Below are 17,152 nucleotides of genomic sequence, written 5' to 3'. Positions count from 1 at the left end.
GCGTGATGGCAGAGAGCGCACGGCAAGCGGTATCCGGCGAGCATGGTGACCCCCTGCTCGAGGTGAACGACCTCGTGGTCAACTTCCCCGTGCGGGGTGGTGGGCTGCTGCGCAGGAAGATCGGCGATGTGCAGGCCGTCAGCGGGGTCTCGTTCCACGTCGGCGAGGGCGAGACGCTCGGTATGGTCGGTGAGTCCGGCTGCGGTAAGTCCACGACCGGGCGGTCGTTGCTACAGCTGAACAGGCCGAGTTCCGGGTCGGTGCGGTTCGGCGGGCGGGAGCTGATCGGACTGAGCTTCCGCGAGCTGCAGCCGGTCCGGCGTGACATGCAGATCGTGTTCCAGGACCCGTTCGCGTCGCTGAACCCGAAGATGCCGGTGAACGACATCATCGCGGAGCCGTTGAAGGTACACGGGACGTGGCGGGACGGCGGCGCCGCGCGCGTCGCCGAGCTGCTGGAGCTGGTGGGGCTCAGCCCGGAGCACGGCAACCGGTACCCGCACGAGTTCTCCGGGGGGCAGCGCCAGCGCATCGGTATCGCGCGCTCGCTGGCGCTGCAGCCGAAGCTGCTCGTGCTCGACGAGCCGGTGTCCGCGCTGGACGTGTCGGTGCAGGCAGGAGTGGTCAACCTGCTGGAGGACCTGCAGGACGAGTTCGGGCTGGCGTACCTGTTCATCGCGCACGACCTGTCCGTGGTGCGGCACATCTCCGACCGGATAGCGGTGATGTACCTCGGCAAGATCGTGGAGACGGGCACGCGCGAGGAGATCTACCAGGAACCGGCGCACCCGTACACGCGGGCGCTGCTGTCGGCGGCTCCGGAGGCGGACCCGGGCAGCGAGCGCGAGCGGGAGCGCATCATCCTCAGCGGGGACGTGCCGAACCCGATCGATCCGCCGAGCGGTTGCCGGTTCCGGACGCGCTGCTGGAAGGCGGCCGATATCTGCGCCACCGAGGAACCCGCCCTCGTCGACCGCGGAGGTGGACACCCCGTCGCCTGCCACTTTCCCGAACGCTGAATGACGCCCTCGGTCCACGGGAGGGACTGAAAGCGTCATTCAGCGTGCCACGGAGGCGGTGTCGTCGGGGCAGCGATTAGGGTGGCAGCGTGGAGACCAGGTTATTGCTCGTTCACGCGCATCCGGACGACGAGACCCTCACCACGGGCGGCACCATCGCCCGGTACGCCGCCGAAGGCGCGGAAGTCACGCTCGTGACCTGCACGCTCGGCGAGGAGGGGGAGATCATCCCTGCCGACCTCGCGGAGCTGGGCTCGCACGCCGGGGACCAGCTGGGTGGCTACCGCGCAGGCGAGCTGCGCGATGCCTGCCGGGTACTTGGCGTGACCAGGCACTTCTATCTTGGCGGTATCGGGCGCTGGCGCGACTCGGGTATGGCAGGCGCAGGCTCGCAACACCACCCCCGCGCGTTCGCCACGGGCGCGTTCGATGAGCAGGTGGCCCAGCTGCGCGCCATCCTGCACCAGGTGCGGCCGCAGGTGGTGGTCAGCTACGACGCCAACGGCGGGTACGGTCATCCCGATCACATCCGCGCACACGAGGTCACGCACGCGGCGGCCGCGGGCGCCGAGCCGGTGCTGCGGGTGTTCCACACGGTTGTGCCCGAGACTCCGGTGCGGCGCGGAGTCCAGGCGTTGCGGGAATTGCCCGGCGTACCGTTCACCGTTCCCGAGCCCGCCGAGCTGCCCGTCGTCGCCGACGAGCGCGCGCACGCGGCTATCGATGTCTCCGGGCAGCTCGACGCAAGGCTCGCGGCGCTGGACGCGCACCGCACCCAGGTGAGCGTGTGGCGCGACGGGAGCGGCAGGCCGGAACGGGCGTGCTGCGCGCTGTCCAACGGGATGGCGCTACCGAACCCGCACACCGAGTACTTCGAGCTCGCCTCCGGTCGTGCCGGTCCGGTGGAAACCGACCTGTTCGGTGGTCTCCGATGAAGGGCGGAGCCACCCTGGAGCGGCTGGTACTCGGCGTACTCGTACTCGACGCCGCGCTGCTGGCCGTGCTGGAGCTGTTCTTCCTGCCACTGCGGCTGGACGGTCGCCTGCTGCCCGCGTTCGGGGACGCGCCGTTCCCGCTCGTCGTGGTGCTGGCCGTGGTGACGACCCCGCTGCTGGTGAAGCACGCTGGGCGAAGCGCGCGGCGGTTGGGGGCAACGCCGTGGCTGGCGGGGCTTCCACTGCTGGTCTGGTCGTGCACGCTGCTGGTGCTCGCGGTCGCGGGTCCCGGTGGTGACCAGGTGTTCGTCGCCGACTGGCGCACCATCGTGCTCCTCGCAGGTGGCGGACTGACCGGTGCGTACTCCTTCGGCCGGGCGATGGCCGTGACCGCCCGGGCCACGGTTCCTGCGGCGGCAGGTGCGGTGACCTCGACGTCCATGGCGGGGAAGTGACCGTGGCAGGGGTGACGATCTCGGACCGGCAGCTGGTCGCCGTGCTGCGGCCGTTCGTCCGCGCGACCGGGCCCGTGCTGGATGTGCTGCGCGAGTCCGACCCGCTCGGCCTGCGCGCGCGTGCCGCGGAGGCCGCCGCGCGCGGTGCGGAGCCGGAGGAGCTCGCGCACCTGCGGCCCACCGTGCGCAGGAGGTTGCTCAACGGTCTGGCGTCGCTGCGGGTGCCTGGCACGCCTGCCTGGGAGAGGATGACCCCCGCGCAGCGGGAGCGGTGGTGGGTGGGCCGTGTCGGCAGGTTCACGGCGCTGCTGACGGCGATACCCGGCCTGGGTGGGGCGCTTGCGCAGCGCTTCCCCGTGCAGAGCGCCGTCGGAGCGGCGTCCCAGGGTGTCCTGCTGTGTGCCATCGCGGGCGAGTACGGCATGACCAGCCATTCCGATCGCGTCCGGCTGCTGGCATGGGTGCTGTTCGGCAGGAGCGTCCCGCACGAGCTCGCGGCGGGTACGGACCCGGCGCACGACCAGGCCGGGGAGGACGCCAACACGGCCGACCTCACCGAGGAGCTACGCGGAGCGCAGCGTGACCGCGGCAGGGTCACGCTCAAGGCGGTCGCGGTGACGCTCTGGCGGCTGGGTCGTTCCCTGCAGGCCTTCGGTGACGAGCTGGACAACCGGCCCCGCGGCCGGTTGTGGCACCGGATGCTCGGCATGATCCCGGTGCTGGGCATGTTCGCGGGTTATCTCGGTGAGCGCTCCGCGCTCAAGCGGGCGGTCAAGATGGCGCGCCGGTACCGGCAGCAGCAGGCAGGTGGTGGGCACCACCCGCGCGACACACCCTAGGAGCGCCAGAACATGAACGCCGAGAAGCCGGCACCCGCCATCTGGACATCTCCGCCGAGCAGGCCGTAGACGGTGGTGGACAGCGTCCAGAACGCCTCACCCGCGTACGGGAACCCGATGATCACGGCGAACAGCGCGAGCGGGGCCCAGGGGCGAGCCTTCATGCCGAGCTCCCTGGCGCGCGGGGACAGGTAGGGCTCGAGCGCGCCGTACCCGTCAAGGCCCGGGACCGGCAGGATGTTCAGCACGAACGCGAGGACCTGCACCATCGCCAGGTAGGACAGGCCGATGAGCAGACCGGCAGGCAGGGGCGCGGCCGCGACCAGCGCGATCAGCACGACGCCGACGGCCAGGTTGGACAGCGGTCCGGCCAGGGACACCGCCGAGGCGACCCCGCGGGTGCGGAGGGCGCCACGGTTGATCCACACCGCCCCGCCCGGCAACGGGATGCCGCCGATGGCCAGCAGGAGCAGCGGGAGCACCATGGAGAACACCGGGTCGGTGTAGTGGCGGATGTCCAGGGTGAGATAGCCCTTCGCGGCCACCGCGCGGTCGCCGCCCCGGTAGGCTACGACGGCGTGACCGAACTCGTGCAGGGTCAGCGACACCGCCCAGCCACCCAGTACGAGCAGTACGACACCGATGGTGCCGAGGACGTTGCGCGAGCCGAAGTCGATGGCCGTGCGCTCGCCGAGCTGGTGGGTGTCGAACGGCGCGTCCACGGCGAGCAGCAGCGCCCCGGCAAGGGTGGCGGCGAGCAGGCCGAGGAACACGGGGCTGGGGCGGATGGCGGATCGGTGCACGGGCCAAGTCTCTCTGGGACGTCGCCGGTACCGATCACCACCCCGCGGATCACGGTGCGGTGTGCTCGGTATGAACTGCGTGTCGGGTTCGCGTCGGCGTGTCGGCTTGCACTTGCGTCACTCTTTCATCCCCCAACCCAGGGATCCGGCTTGACCGAATAGCATCACAGGGGTGTAATCACATTGATGTCATTCGCTGCAGCCCAGCAGGGTTGTGAATGTCCGGGCCTCGGGTATCGGTCCGCGGTACTGATCCGTCGGGTCGCCGAGGAGCCGGAACCGAGCCGGTGTCGGTAGAGGGGCCGGCGCCGGACCGGCGCGAGCCGGACTCGTCCGGCCGTGCGGGAAGCGAGTGATGTCCGCCAACTTCGACGCGTGGAAGTAAGGAGGCGGACGTGCGAAACGCGGACGTAGGTCACCAGTCGGGGGCAGGTATGCAGTGGACAGAGAACTCCGGGCAGGAGTTGGACGTCCTCGCGGACCTGTTTGGCCTCGAGGAAGAGCAGGACTGGCAGGAGCGTGCGCTGTGCGCGCAGACCGACCCGGAGGCGTTCTTCCCGGAGAAGGGGGGATCGACCCGGGAGGCCAAGCGCATCTGCCAGGGCTGTGAAGTACGCACGGAGTGCCTGGAGTACGCACTCGCGCACGACGAACGCTTCGGTATCTGGGGCGGACTGTCCGAGCGGGAGCGTCGCAAGCTCCGGAAGCGAGCGGTCTAGACTCGACTCGTTCGTTGCCGTCGACGGGTCGAAAGGCACAGCCGCATGCACACCGCGCCGGTTCTCGCGGTCCTGGTGTGTCACGACGGCGAGGACTGGCTGCCGGGAGCGCTGTCCGGGCTGCGGGCGAGCACGGTACGCCCGTGGCATGTGGTCGCGGTAGACACCGGATCGGATGACAGTACGCCCGAGTTGCTGGCGGACGCGGCTGCCGGAGAGTCCCCGGTCGTCGACGAGGTGGTCACGCTTGCCAGGCGGACCGGCTTCGCCGAGGCCGTGTCCGCAGGCGTGGCGCACGCGGATGCCACCTGGCAGGAGCCGGATGACTGGATCTGGGTACTGCACGATGACAGCGCCGTCGAGCCGCACTGCCTGGCGACGCTGCTCAACGCCACCGAAGCGTCCCCGTCCGCGGGAATGGTGGGGCCGATCGCCCTGGATTGGGACGACCCCCGGCTGATCGTCGAGGCGGGCCTGACCACGGACACCTCGGGGCATCGTCGTGCGGACGTCGGCATCGGCACCTCGACCGGCGCGGCGCGCGGGACCACCAAGGAGATCACCGCGGAGCAGAGCACCGAGGTGCTGGCGATGCCGAGCGCGGGGGTGCTGCTCCGCCGCTCGCTCTGGGACCGGCTCGGTGGCTTCGACACCGAGCTCGCCCTGCTGTGGGACGACGTCGACTTCGGGTGGCGCGCCAACGTGGCAGGCAGCACGGTGCTGTGTGTACCGATGGCACGGATCCGCCATGCCCGCGCGGTCGCGACGGGGCGACGCGGGCACGCGGCGCTGGATGCCGCCGGTTACCCCGGAACGGCTGCCGCGCAGCGCGCGCACGGGGTACGCACCTACCTGGTGAACTGCTCGCGCCCGGCGTTCGTGCTTGGCATGCCGCGGCTGGCGCTGCTGTGCGTGTTGCGGGCGCTCGGGTTCCTGCTCCTTGCCGCGCCACGGCGGGCACGTGCCGAGCTGTCGGGTCTCGCGGTGGTGTTCCGGCCCGCCGCGCTGCGCCGCGGGCGGCGCGCGCGGGTGCCACCGGAGGGGACGCGCCGCTCCGGCGGCGTGCGAGGGTTGTTCGTCGGCAGGTTCAGGAGGTTGTCGCGCGCGCTGCGCGCGGGCGCGCTGTACCTGGTACGGCGCCGGGTGGCGCGTGATGCCGCACTCGGGATCCTGGCGGGGCAGCCTTCGCGCGCGCAGTGGGTACCCCCGGAGCGCTCGGACGCCGTCGCCGCACCGATGGCGGTGAGCTCGTCGGGGACGGCGGTCTCCAGGGGCATGGTGGCGGTCCCTGTCTCCGACACGGCGCGGGCGGAGCGAACCGAGGAGGCCGGGGCGGCTCACGGTCCCGCTCACGCGCCCACCGGCGAGTCCGCAGCGCAGCGCCCGAGCCCGGGCACGGACGGTGGTGAGCACCGGCTCGTGTTCGTCGAGGTGGACCGCAAGCGCATCCTCGCCGCGACCCTGCTCGCGCCTCCGCTGCTGCTTGCCGTCGGGCTGACCGCGCTGGCACTGTTCGTGCACTGGCACCGGCTCGGTCTCGACCTGGCAGGCGGCCGGTTGCTGCCGGTAGGCGACCTCCCTCAGGTCTGGTCGAGCTACCTGGCCTCCTGGCATCCGGTCGGCGGCGGGACGTCCGCGCACGCGCCGCCCGCGCTGGCTGTGCTGGGTGTTCTCGGTGCGGCCCTGTACCCGATCGGGGGTCCGCCTGCCGCGGTGGCGCTGATGCTTGTCCTGGCCATGCCGCTGGCCGGGTTGAGCGCCTACGTCGCGACCCGGAGGCTCGCGGTAGCAGGCTGGGTTCGTGCGCTGGTGGCGGTCGGCTATGCCGTGCTGCCGCCCGCGACCGCGGCCGTCGAGCAGGGTCGTGTCGGTGTGGTGCTGGCACATATCCTGCTGCCGCCGGTGACCGCGGGCATCGCCACCGTGTTGCGGCCCGGTATCGCGGGAGACCCGGAAGGCACGCGGTGGCTACCGAGCTCGGTGATGGCCGCCGTCGGTCTGGCCGTGCTCGGTGCCTTCTCGCCTGCCACACACATACTCGTGCTGGCGGGGCTGCTGCTGGCGTTCGTGCTCGTGCCCTCGACGGTCCGGATGGCACGGCGCGTCACGTCGATGGCGATCGTCGCGCTGCTGCCGATCGCCCTTCTGCTGCCGTGGCCGGTCACGTTGGTCACACACCCGGAGCTCGTGCTGCACGGCATCGGTGCCCGGTTCACGGAACTACCTGCGCACGCCGCGATGCTGTTCTCCATGCACCCCGGTGGCCCCGGCGCGCTGCCGATCGGCGCGGTGCTGGTGGTGGCGGTACTGGTCGCGCTGATCCTGCGCCCCACGGTTCGTGCGCTTACGGGGCTCGGCATCGCCGCCATCGGCGTGGGCGGGGTCGTGGCCTCGCAACTGCTCGCCGCGTCGCCGCCTACCGGTGGGCAGGAGCGCCACCCCTGGCCCGGGGCGCCACTGCTGGTCGTGGGACTCGGTCTGCTTGCGGTCCTGCTTGCTGTGGCGTACCGGCGGGAGGAGAACCAGCCCGCGGTGGCGCGGGTGCCGAGACTGATGGCGGCGGGTGCCGGTGTCGCCATGACCGCGGCGTTCGTGGTGGCGGCCGGGCAGGTCGGCGGGGACGGCCCGCTCCGCGATGCGGACACCACCCGGCTGGCCTCCGCTGTCGCGGAGGACCTGGCTCGATCCGGGGAGTCGGTTCTTGTGCTGCGCGGCGACGACGATCCGCCCCAGCAGGCCGCGGGCGGCATGCCCGCCTTCGGCGATGACGACCTGCCGCTGCCCGAGGGGGCGGCCGAGCGGCTGCACGGGTGGCAGCAAGCCATGGTCGGCGCGCCCGGCGTACCGAGGGGATCCGACAGCGAGGTGCGCGATGCGGTGGCCGCGGCGAGCGCGGCCGGGGTGCGCATGGTCGTGCTCCCGCACGGGGTGGACAGCGCGGGCCTGCTCGAGGCGGGTGGTGAGCTGGTCAGCCCGGCGGCAGGGACAGCGGACGGACGGCATGTCGTGCGCCTCAACCCCGCCGGTGGACCCGTCACGTTGATCGCACCCGAGCTGAGCAGGCTCGCCATCGGCGGTGAGGCACCTCCCGGTGATGTCGAGACGAACGGTGTGGCGCCCGTCGAGGCGGAGTTGCCCGAGGTGCGGGCACGCGTCTCGGACGGGGCGGGCGGCCGGTTGCTCGTGCTCGCGGCGACTCACGAGGCCGGGTGGCGCGCCGAGGTCAACGGCGAGGCGGTGCCGATCGTGCGGGCCTGGGGTCACCAGGTGGCCGTGGAGGTTCCCACCCGGGAGTCGGAGGTCCTCGTGGAACATCCCGGAACGGTGCGGAACACGCTGCTGCTCGCGCAGCTGGGCGCTGTCCTGTTCGCCGTGCTGACGGCGATCCCCGCGGGACGGAAGGGGCGGGAGGCACGCCCTGCTAGTCGCCCTCGATGATCTCGGGGTCGAGCCCGAGGTAGGCGGCGACCTGCTCGACGAGTACCTGGTGGATCAACTCGACCAGGATGTCCTGCTCGGGTGCGCGTGCCTCGAGCGGGTGGCGGTAGAGCAGGATGCGCGCGTGGGTGGGTAACCCCGCGTTGTCCACCCCGGCAGGCACGAGGCGCGACAACGGAACCGCCCCGTCGTGCAGGATGCTCTCGCCGCCGGCTTCCGGCGGGGCCTTTCGCACGTCGGGCACGTCGTCGACGGCGACATCGAGGTTGGTCAGCTCGGCATGCCACCGGGACTCGATGGGCTCGAGTGCCTCGACCACGGCCGCGTCGAATCGCTCGGACCGGCTCGCCGCGGCGGGCAGTGACGCCGGTATCAACGGACCGCGCAGGCCCCGGCCCCGTCGATCGCGCCGTCGCCTGCGCTGCGGCCGCGCGCTGCGAATGGATCCCACGTTCTGCAGGGTACGCGCGTGGTCGCAGGCGTGTCGTCCCCGCGGTGCCCTGCGCGGGCCGGGTACACGGACACGGCCGCCGCCCGGCGTGCCAGCGAGACACGGACAGGTCCGGGCGATACAGTCCGGGACGTGCCTAGCGTACGCGTGTGTTCCCGGACAGGCTGCCTCCAGCCGGCGGTCGCGACGCTGACCTATGCCTATCGGGACTCGACGGCAGTGGTCGGTCCGCTGGCCATCGCGTCCGAGCCGCACTCCTATGACCTGTGCGAGCACCATGCGGTGCGGCTGACGGCCCCGAAAGGCTGGGAGGTCGTCCGGCACGAGGGTGAGTTCGCCGAGGCCGAGCCGTCCGGCGACGAACTCACCGCCCTTGCCGAGGCCGTCCGGGAGGCCGGTCGGCCGCAGTACTCCGGGCGGGAGCAGGACGATCCCGGCGGTGCCGATGCCGGGCGGCGCGGTCACCTGCGCGTGCTTCCCGACCCCGCGGACTGAGGGGCACCGACGAACGGCCTCTGGACATCGTGCCAGGCCGTCCGAGTAGGCTGCGGGAACTCGAGCTACACGGGTGTACGCGGTGCGTGTGGCTGGATGTGGCTGACCTGTCCGGTGATGGCCGGCGACCGCCTCCGGCTCCGGCCGGGGGTGGGGCGACTGGGAGAATGTTCCTGCCGTTGGTGAGACAACATGGAGTGGGCGTGAGTGACCTTTCGGAGATCGTCAAGGCCTACGATATCCGCGGGGTGGTCGGGGAGCAGCTCGACGCGGACCTTGTCGCGCAGTTCGGCGGGGCGTTCGCCAGGCTGGTGCTGGCCGAGGGCGCGTCGGCGGTGGCGGTCGGCCACGATATGCGGGACTCGTCCCCGGGGCTGGCCGAGGCCTTCGCGCGCGGGGTGACCTCCCAGGGGGTGGACGTCGTCTCGATCGGGCTGGCCAGTACCGACCAGCTCTACTTCGCCTCGGGCAGTTTGAACCTGCCGGGGGCGATGTTCACGGCCAGTCACAACCCGGCCGAGTACAACGGCATCAAGCTGTGCCGTGCCGGGGCAGCCCCGGTCGGCCAGGAGTCCGGCCTCGCGGAGATCCGCGAGGTGGTCGAGCAGGGAGTTCCGGAGTTCGTCGGGGCAGGCGGCACGGTGACCGAGCGCGACGTGCTCGGCGACTACGCGGCACACCTGCGTGACCTGGTCGACCTCTCGGGCTCGCGGCCGCTGCGGATCGTCGTGGACGCGGGCAACGGCATGGCCGGGCACACCGTGCCGACGGTGTTCGACGGGTTGCCCATCGAGATCGTGCCGATGTACTTCGAGCTGGACGGGAACTTCCCGAACCACGAGGCGAACCCGCTCGACCCGGCGAACCTCGTGGACCTGCAGCACGCGGTACGCGAGGCCGGGGCGAACGCCGGCCTGGCGTTCGACGGTGACGCCGATCGTTGCTACGTGATCGACGAGCGTGGTGAACCCGTCCCGCCGAGTGCGATCACCGCGCTGGTGGCGGTGCGCGAGCTCGCGAAGGAGCCGGGCGCCGCGATCATCCATAACCTGATCACATCGCGGGCCGTTCCCGAGATCGTCGCCGAGCACGGCGGGACACCGGTACGCACCCGGGTGGGGCACTCGTTCATCAAGCAGAAGATGGCCGAGACGGATGCGATATTCGGCGGTGAGCACTCCGCGCATTACTACTTCCGCGACTTCTGGCGTGCCGACACGGGCATGCTGGCCGCGCTGCACGTGCTGGCGGCGCTCGGTGCGCACGACGGGCCGCTGTCCACGCTGACCGGCCGTTACCAGCGATACGTCGCATCGGGCGAAATCAACTCCACTGTGGATGATCAACATGCGCGTCAGCGTGCGGTCCGGGAGGCGTTCGCCGCGCGCGACGGGGTCGGCGTCGATGATCTGGACGGCCTGACGGTCGAGCTCGCCGGGGGAGCGTGGTTCAATCTGCGGGCGTCGAACACCGAACCGTTGTTGCGGCTGAACGTCGAGGCGGAGAATGAAGAGGCTATGCGGAAGCTGACCGACGAGGTACTCGCGATCATTCGTGACTGACGGGTCGCGCGAGGGCAGCCTCCGCAACCAGGCAGGTGGCCCGCGGCGTGCCGGCTGCCTGTCCGGATCCGGTCCGTGAGCCGCGTGCCGGCTCGGCGTATCACGTGGTAGAGAGGGAAGCATGGCCTTCACGGTTGACAAGCAGTTGCTGGAGATCCTCGCCTGTCCGGCGCAGGATCACGCTCCACTGGTGAAGGGAACCCCGACCGATCCGGGTGCCGACATGCTGAGCTGCACCGAGTGCGGCAGGCAGTACCCGATCCGGGACGGTATCCCCGTGCTCTTGCTCGACGAGTCCCACCGTCCCGGTGGCGATGAGGACGCACAGGAGGACGTGCCCGATGGATCGGACGTCAAGCGTGCCGATGGTGCTTGATGACACCCTGCTCGACGACCCGGCGCGGCTGGCCGACGTCGACAGCGGCGGCGCCCTGCGCGCCGCGGCGATGGCCGGTGCCCAGGTGCGTTCCGCGTCCGAGCGGGCCGACGAGCTGGCCGCGAAGCTGGAGCGGCACGAGCCGCGCGCGCTGGTACTGATCACCCGCAGCGCTGTCGGCGACGCGGTGGCGCGGATGCTCGCGGCGCTGCTGGACCCCGGGGCCCAGCTGCCGGTCGTGTTCGCCGACGTGGTGCCGAGCTGGGCTGGGCCGTTGGATGTGGTGTACGCGCACACCGACGACCCCGGGGACCAGGAACTGGCGGAGTCGCTGGACCGCGCTTGCCGGTACGGCGCCCGCGTCGTGCTCTCCGCTCCGGACGAGGGGCCGGTGGCAGCGTCGGTCGCCGGCCGCGGTGTGCACATCGCCCCGCGCAGCGAGTTGGCCGCACGCCGCGACTTCGCGCACGCCCTCACCTGCGGCCTACAGGTGGCCGCCGTGCTGGGCCTTGTGGAGGTCGACTTCGAGGTGCTCGCCGACGAGCTCGACGCGGAGGCCGCGCGCGATCATCTCGGGCACGAGTCGTTCGTCAACCCGGCCAAGTCGCTCGCCCTGCGGATCGCCGAGCGGACCCCGCTGCTGTGGGGGCTGGACCCGGTCGCCACCTCCGTGGCCGGGTACGCGGCGTATGCCCTGGCCACCGATGCCGCCGTGGTGAGCGATGTCTCCGAGTACCGGCGGGCGGTCTCCCGCACCGCACTGCACCGCAGTGCGGTGGCGTTGTCGAACGACGACGACATCTTCGCCGACCCGTACGAGGGCGACGACGGCCCCGCGATGCGGGTGATGCTGCTCGCGGTGCGGACCGGCGCGCAGGCTGACGCGACTCGGCGTGCTGCCGAACACGTGCTGACCTCCGCGGACGTGCTCGACGCGAACGAGGAGATCGGCGCCGACGAGCCGACCAGGGCGGTCGCGCTTGCGCTGCGATTCGAACTCGCTGCCCTGTATCTCGGCCTCGCCACCGGAACCGTCGGGGGCACGGGCCTGTTCGCTCCCGCTTGACCGCGCCGATCGGGACGCGGCGGCCGTTCGCCTGCCACGGGTAAGGAGAGTGACTCGGAGTGGAGCTGCTGCGCAACGCCGTGCGACCGTACGCGTGGGGGTCGCGGACCGTCATTCCGGAGTTGTTGGGGAACCCGTCGCCTGCCGACCACCCGGAGGCGGAGCTGTGGATGGGAGCGCACCCAGGCGACCCGTCCACGCTGGTCGGAGCCGACGGCGCCGAACGCAGCCTCCTGGATGTGGTCGCGAACGACCCGGACAGCCAGCTCGGCACCACCTGTACGCGGTTGTGGGGCGGCCGGCTGCCGTTCCTGCTGAAGATCCTCGCGGCGGATGAGCCGCTGTCCATGCAGGCGCACCCGACCGCCGAGCAGGCCCGTGAGGGCTATGCCAGGGAGGAAGGAGCCGGCGTTCCGCGGGATGCCGGCGAGCGCAACTACCCGGACCCCACGGCCAAGCCCGAACTGGTATGCGCGCTGACGGAGTTTCACGTGCTCGCCGGGTTTCGCGATGCCCTGCGCACCGTCGAGCTGCTGCGCGCGATCGAGCCACCGAGCTTGAGCAGCTACATCGACCTACTGGCCGGGCAGCCCGACGCCGACGGCCTGCGCGCGCTGTTCACCACCTGGATCACGCTCCCGCAGCAGACCTTGGATGAGGTGCTGCCGGACGTGCTCAGCGCGTGCGCCACGCACGCGGACGCGGGCGGGGAGTTCGCAACGGAGTGCCACACCATCGTCGAGCTGGGTGAGCGGCATCCCCGCGATGCGGGCGTGCTCGCCGCGTTGCTGCTCAACCGGATCGTGCTGCGGGCGGGCGAGGCGATCTACCTGCCGCCCGGCAACCTGCACCTCTACCTGCGCGGGACAGCGGTGGAGATCCTCGCCAACTCGGACAACGTGCTGCGCTGCGGCCTGACCCCGAAGCATGTCGACGTACCCGAGCTGCTGCGCGTCGTCGACTTCGCCGACGGGGACATGCCCGTGCTCCGGGGCGAATGCGCGGCCGGGTGCGACCGGATGCTCGTGTATCCGACCGACGCGGCGGAGTTCGAGCTGGCCCGGCTGTACTGGCGTGCGGGCGACGCCGGGGAAGCCCGGCTGCCGTACGCGGGACCGCGCATCGTGGTCTGCACGCAGGGAAGCGTCGTGCTGCGCGGTGTGGACGGCAGCGCGCGCGAGGTCGAGCTGGCCAAGGGGAGCTCCGTGTGGCTGCCGGCTTCCGACCCGGAGATCGCGCTGTGGCCCGCAGACGCGGGCGCGGACTGCCACGTGTTCTGCGCCACCCCGGGCAAGGCGTGACCCTCCGCGGCAGTGGTCCGCCCCACACCTCGGTCGATGGTGTGTGCGGGCAGGCGCGACACCTGCCGTGGCTACCGGCCGGTGCCGCACCCTTCGGTTATGGTTGCCTACCCGGAGTGATACGACCGTGTGCGGTTTCCGAGGAGGGGCGATGGCGAGTAGCGCGTACCGGCGCCTCGGTGCCGGTACGGCCGCAGGAGCCGTGTTCGTGGCGCTGGCGGCGTGTGGCCCGCAGGCGGGGGCCGGGGACCCCGATGACAGTGATACGGCCGACGCCGACGACGGCAGCACGCTGACCCTCTACTCGGGCCGCGCCGAGGAGCTCGTCGGCGGGATCGTGCCCTACCTCGAGGACACCACCGGCCATTCCGTGCAGGTCCGCTACGGGGACGGCGCGGAGCTGGCCGCGCAGCTGGCCGGGGAGGGTGCGGGCACCGAGGCGGACCTGTTCCTCGCGGAGAGCGCAGGGACCCTCGGCGCGCTTCGCGCGAACGGCGTGCTGCGCGAGCTGCCCGAGCACGTGCTCACCGTGGCCCCGGAGCGCTTCCGGGCATCCGACGGCAGCTGGGTGGCGACCTCGGCCCGGAAGCGGGCGATCGCCTACCACCCCGGCCGGGTCGACGAGGAGGACCTGCCGGACACCACGGAGGAGCTCGTCGACGAGCAGTGGGCCGGCGAGGTCGGCTACGCGCCCGCGGACGCCTCCTGGCAGACCTTCGTGTCCGGCCTGCGACGGCTCGAGGGCGACAACGGCGCGCGCGAGTGGCTGACCGACTTCGCGGGCAACGACCCGGAGGCCTTCGCGGACAACGCGAGCGTCCTGGACGCTGTCGACAACGGCGAGGTCGCGCTCGGCCTCGTGAACCACGACGACCATCGCATGAGGACCGTCGAGCGGGGCGCGGCCGGCGTCGCCGCCGAGCTGCACCACCCCGCCGCCGGTGACGCGCTTGCCCTCGTCGACGTTGCCGGGGTCGGCGTGGTGCGGTCCAGCGACGCCCCGGAAGCCGCCTCGGAGGCGGCCCGGTTCCTGATGTCCGGTACCGCCCAGCAGTACTTCGCGGACGCCGCCGCCGAGTACCCGATGCGCGCGAACGTGACATCGACCCGGCACGACCTGCAGGACGTCGAGGAGCTGGACGGGCCGAACATCGACCTGTCCGAGCTGTCCGCCCCGGATGAGACCCGGAAGTTGCTGAACGAGGTGGGGTTGACGTAGGCACCGGGCACCGGTGCTGCCGGTCGTCAGGGGGCTCGTCCGGGGGCTCGTCCGGGGGCTCGTCAGGGGGACCGGCGGGCGCCGGGCGGCTTGCCGAACGCGGGGAGGTCGCTGAACAGCGCGGCCTGCTCGGTACAGGAACCCCGGGCCCCGCCGGGGCGTTCCAGCCCCGCGGCGATCGCTACCGCCCGGTCCCATTCCTGGTCGATGAGGTAGTCGGAGTGGCGGAGCGTGCCCGCGGCCCAGCGGTGCCCGTTGTCGGAGTGCGGGACGGGGTCCGGCAACCAGTGATCACCACCGAGCACCAGAGCGCCGTTCGGGCTCTGCTCGGCCGCGGGCAGCGGGCCGATCCCGCCGTCGGTCAGGTAACCGACGCCGAGCAGCCGGTCGTCGACGATCTGGTGACGCCACGTCGTCACCCCACCACCGAAGGGATCGGTGCCGCGGCACAACCCGCGCCAACGTCCGTGCAACGTGCCGTACAGGGTGGCGAGTGAGGTGTGCGGCAGCAGCGCGGGGAAGGCGCGCTGGTATCCCCACTGCAGCGGTGATCCGGCTGTGACCAGCCCGATCCGTTCCCGCTGGGCCTCGTCCACCGACCCGGCCAGCCGTGCGACGGCCAGCACCGCGAGCAGGCCGCCGTGACTGTAGCCGGAGACCACCACGTGGGTACTGGCATCCGCCAGGTGGTGCCGCACGCGATCGGCCACATCGGGCACGACCTTGAGCGCGTACGAGGGCGGCACGACCGGGTGGGCGGAGCGTGGCCAGAAGTACACCAGGTCGGCCAGCGCGCCGAGGTGCCGGTCGCGGCCCTGCGAGCGCGCTGCCGTGTAGACCACGCGGAGCAGGCCCGCGGCGAGCAGGCCGAGGGCGAAGACGCCGAGCGCGGACAGCGGCTCGAGCCAGCCGGGCCGCTCCGTACCGGTCATCCGCATGGCGACGAGTGCGAGCGCTCCCGCGGCCATGAGTATCACCAGGGCGGACACCAGCCGGTGCAGGTGCTTGCGTTCGATGATCGAGGCTGCCCAGGCGTCGGCGGCACTCTCCCTGTCCCGCTCGTCGCTGTGCAGCATCCGCACGATCATCGGGATGCCGCGCGAGCGCTTGCGCAGCGGGATCGCGATGCCGTAGGTGATCGTCGCGATGAGAAGGGCCCCGACGGTGCCCGCTCCCCACAGCAGGGTGAGCGCGGTGTAGCTGGTGGGGAGCGCGAACCCGCGCTCACCGAGCAACTCGCGTACCGCGATCGCGAGACCCGCGCCGAACCCGGCGCCCGTCAGGCAGGCGAGGAACAGGGTGGGTGCGGCCACCCACCCGCCGAGCCAGGGCCGCAGCCTGCGTGGCAGCGCGCGCCACAGGCGGCGCGCGAGTATCGCCGACGGCACGAGCAGGACGCCGAACGCGACGCATCCGAGCAGCAGCGCCGCGCCGATGGCCTCCACCATGGTGTTGATACCGGTTACGCCCGCGGCGCCGCCGCTGTCCAGCGGCAGGTGGTACGCGCCCGCGGCTACCACCAGCGCGACGGCAACCACGAGCAGGATCACGACCACGGTAGGGGGCAGCAGGGCACGCGGCCAGCGGGCCGTGTCGTCGAGCACGGCCGCCGTCACCAGCGAAGCCCCGAGCAACCCGAGCGCGCACGCCCAGACGACCACGCGCGTGGCGCCGTCCGGCGCGTCGGACACCCCGCCGAGGGGCAGGAGGGCGATACAGCTCAGGGCCGTCAGGGTGTGCAGCGCACGGAGCACGCGGACGTTCCTGCCCGCGGCAAGGGCGTGCCCGGGTAGCTCGCCGTTGCCCGCATCGGGTTGGTCAGGGTGGACACTACCCACTTCGCCCGGCGGCAACCAGCGCATCCCGGAGACCGTGTGCAGCACGGCGACCAGGGCCAGCAGGGGCGTCAACCCGATCGCGACCCGGACGAGTTCGGCACTCAGGAAGGCCGGGGTGCCGCCGAGGCAGCCGGTCTGGGCCGGTGTGGCTTCCCCGAGGCAGGTGGCAGCGACCAGATCGAGGCTGATGACTCCGAGCTGGGTGACGAACAGGGCGGTCAGGAGTATCCCGACTGCCCGCAGGATCGCGCGCAGTGCGGCCGCGCAGGCGCGGCTGAGCGAGCTCGACGGCACGACCGGCGGCAGCATCCCGTGTGCGACGTTGGCAAGGGCGAACGGGAACAGCAGCGCCCACACGGCCTTGACGGGTCCGCCCGAGGTCATCTTGTGCCACAGGTACCCCTCGAGCGTGCGGGGCATGGAGCGCCGTAAGGCCTGCAGTACCGGTCCGGGCGCGGGCCTGTGCAGCCGGTCCGATGGGCGGATGACCTGCGCCGTCTCGTCACCGGCGACGGTGACCGCGGAGACGGTGTCCAGCAGCCGTTCCCCGCTCAGCCCGACGAGGCCGGGCACGCGCAGCTCCACGACCCGGGTGTCCTGGCCGGGTAGTGCCACGGAGAGGCCTCCAAGATGGGT

15 protein-coding genes are annotated in these 17,152 nt (G+C 71.8%); 12 read left to right on the top strand and 3 right to left on the bottom strand.

What is annotated here, in order from left to right; genetic code table 11:
• Positions 1–5: 5 nt before the first annotated feature.
• The 4 genes from H0B56_RS07520 to H0B56_RS07505 all read left to right on the top strand — a co-directional run bounded on the left by H0B56_RS07520 (position 6) and on the right by H0B56_RS07505 (position 3,248).
• Positions 6–1,019, top strand: coding sequence for an ABC transporter ATP-binding protein (locus H0B56_RS07520; protein ID WP_219632513.1), 1,014 nt, complete (start codon positions 6–8; stop codon positions 1,017–1,019).
• An 89-nt stretch (positions 1,020–1,108) separates the two neighbouring features.
• Complete coding sequence (mshB, locus tag H0B56_RS07515; RefSeq protein ID WP_180892182.1) at positions 1,109–1,954, top strand: N-acetyl-1-D-myo-inositol-2-amino-2-deoxy-alpha-D-glucopyranoside deacetylase; 846 nt, start codon at positions 1,109–1,111, stop codon at positions 1,952–1,954.
• On the top strand, positions 1,951–2,409 hold the full coding sequence (locus H0B56_RS07510) for a hypothetical protein (RefSeq protein WP_180892181.1): 459 nt from the start codon (positions 1,951–1,953) through the stop codon (positions 2,407–2,409). The genes mshB and H0B56_RS07510 overlap by 4 nt, the downstream gene beginning before the upstream one ends.
• A gap of 2 nt (positions 2,410–2,411) precedes the next feature.
• The gene (locus H0B56_RS07505) at positions 2,412–3,248 is read left to right on the top strand and encodes a hypothetical protein (protein ID WP_180892180.1); all 837 of its coding nucleotides are present in this window, start codon (positions 2,412–2,414) and stop codon (positions 3,246–3,248) included.
• Here the strand turns inward: H0B56_RS07505 and H0B56_RS07500 are convergent.
• Complete coding sequence (locus H0B56_RS07500; protein ID WP_180892179.1) at positions 3,245–4,051, bottom strand: zinc metalloprotease; 807 nt, start codon at positions 4,049–4,051, stop codon at positions 3,245–3,247. The two genes, H0B56_RS07505 and H0B56_RS07500, sit on opposite strands and share 4 nt — an antisense overlap.
• A 434-nt stretch (positions 4,052–4,485) precedes the next feature.
• On the opposite strand from H0B56_RS07500, the gene H0B56_RS07495 reads away from it, so the two are divergent.
• On the top strand, positions 4,486–4,770 hold the full coding sequence (locus tag H0B56_RS07495; protein WP_089299864.1) for a WhiB family transcriptional regulator: 285 nt from the start codon (positions 4,486–4,488) through the stop codon (positions 4,768–4,770).
• A gap of 45 nt (positions 4,771–4,815) precedes the next feature.
• Complete coding sequence (locus tag H0B56_RS07490; protein WP_180892178.1) at positions 4,816–8,208, top strand: glycosyltransferase family 2 protein; 3,393 nt, start codon at positions 4,816–4,818, stop codon at positions 8,206–8,208.
• On the opposite strand, the gene H0B56_RS07485 is transcribed toward H0B56_RS07490, so the two are convergent.
• Complete coding sequence (locus tag H0B56_RS07485; protein WP_180892177.1) at positions 8,192–8,659, bottom strand: metallopeptidase family protein; 468 nt, start codon at positions 8,657–8,659, stop codon at positions 8,192–8,194. The genes H0B56_RS07490 and H0B56_RS07485 overlap by 17 nt on opposite strands.
• Before the next feature lie 132 nt (positions 8,660–8,791).
• Between H0B56_RS07485 and H0B56_RS22760 the strand changes: the two genes are divergently transcribed.
• From H0B56_RS22760 to H0B56_RS07455, 6 genes are all read left to right on the top strand, one after another.
• Positions 8,792–9,154 carry a DUF3499 family protein gene (locus H0B56_RS22760; protein ID WP_180892176.1) on the top strand — a complete coding sequence of 121 codons (363 nt, stop codon included), beginning with the start codon at positions 8,792–8,794 and terminating at the stop codon, positions 9,152–9,154.
• Between the two features lie 203 nt (positions 9,155–9,357).
• Positions 9,358–10,716 carry a phosphomannomutase/phosphoglucomutase gene (locus tag H0B56_RS07475; RefSeq protein WP_180892175.1) on the top strand — a complete coding sequence of 453 codons (1,359 nt, stop codon included), beginning with the start codon at positions 9,358–9,360 and terminating at the stop codon, positions 10,714–10,716.
• A gap of 121 nt (positions 10,717–10,837) precedes the next feature.
• Positions 10,838–11,092 carry a Trm112 family protein gene (locus H0B56_RS07470; protein ID WP_180892174.1) on the top strand — a complete coding sequence of 85 codons (255 nt, stop codon included), beginning with the start codon at positions 10,838–10,840 and terminating at the stop codon, positions 11,090–11,092.
• Positions 11,058–12,158, top strand: coding sequence for an SIS domain-containing protein (locus tag H0B56_RS07465; protein WP_246360914.1), 1,101 nt, complete (start codon positions 11,058–11,060; stop codon positions 12,156–12,158). The genes H0B56_RS07470 and H0B56_RS07465 overlap by 35 nt, the downstream gene beginning before the upstream one ends.
• 59 nt (positions 12,159–12,217) lie before the next feature.
• Positions 12,218–13,459 carry a mannose-6-phosphate isomerase, class I gene (manA, locus tag H0B56_RS07460; RefSeq protein WP_180892173.1) on the top strand — a complete coding sequence of 414 codons (1,242 nt, stop codon included), beginning with the start codon at positions 12,218–12,220 and terminating at the stop codon, positions 13,457–13,459.
• A gap of 151 nt (positions 13,460–13,610) precedes the next feature.
• On the top strand, positions 13,611–14,678 hold the full coding sequence (locus tag H0B56_RS07455; protein WP_180892172.1) for an extracellular solute-binding protein: 1,068 nt from the start codon (positions 13,611–13,613) through the stop codon (positions 14,676–14,678).
• Between the two features lie 62 nt (positions 14,679–14,740).
• Here H0B56_RS07455 and H0B56_RS07450 read toward each other — a convergent pair whose 3' ends face one another.
• Complete coding sequence (locus H0B56_RS07450) at positions 14,741–17,131, bottom strand: hypothetical protein (RefSeq protein WP_180892171.1); 2,391 nt, start codon at positions 17,129–17,131, stop codon at positions 14,741–14,743.
• Positions 17,132–17,152 lie beyond the last annotated feature (21 nt).

The organism is Haloechinothrix aidingensis (assembly GCF_013450155.1).
Lineage (GTDB): Bacteria > Actinomycetota > Actinomycetes > Mycobacteriales > Pseudonocardiaceae > Haloechinothrix > Haloechinothrix aidingensis.
Note: the sequence above shows the minus strand (reverse complement) of the source record. Positions and strands in the feature narration are given on the sequence as shown.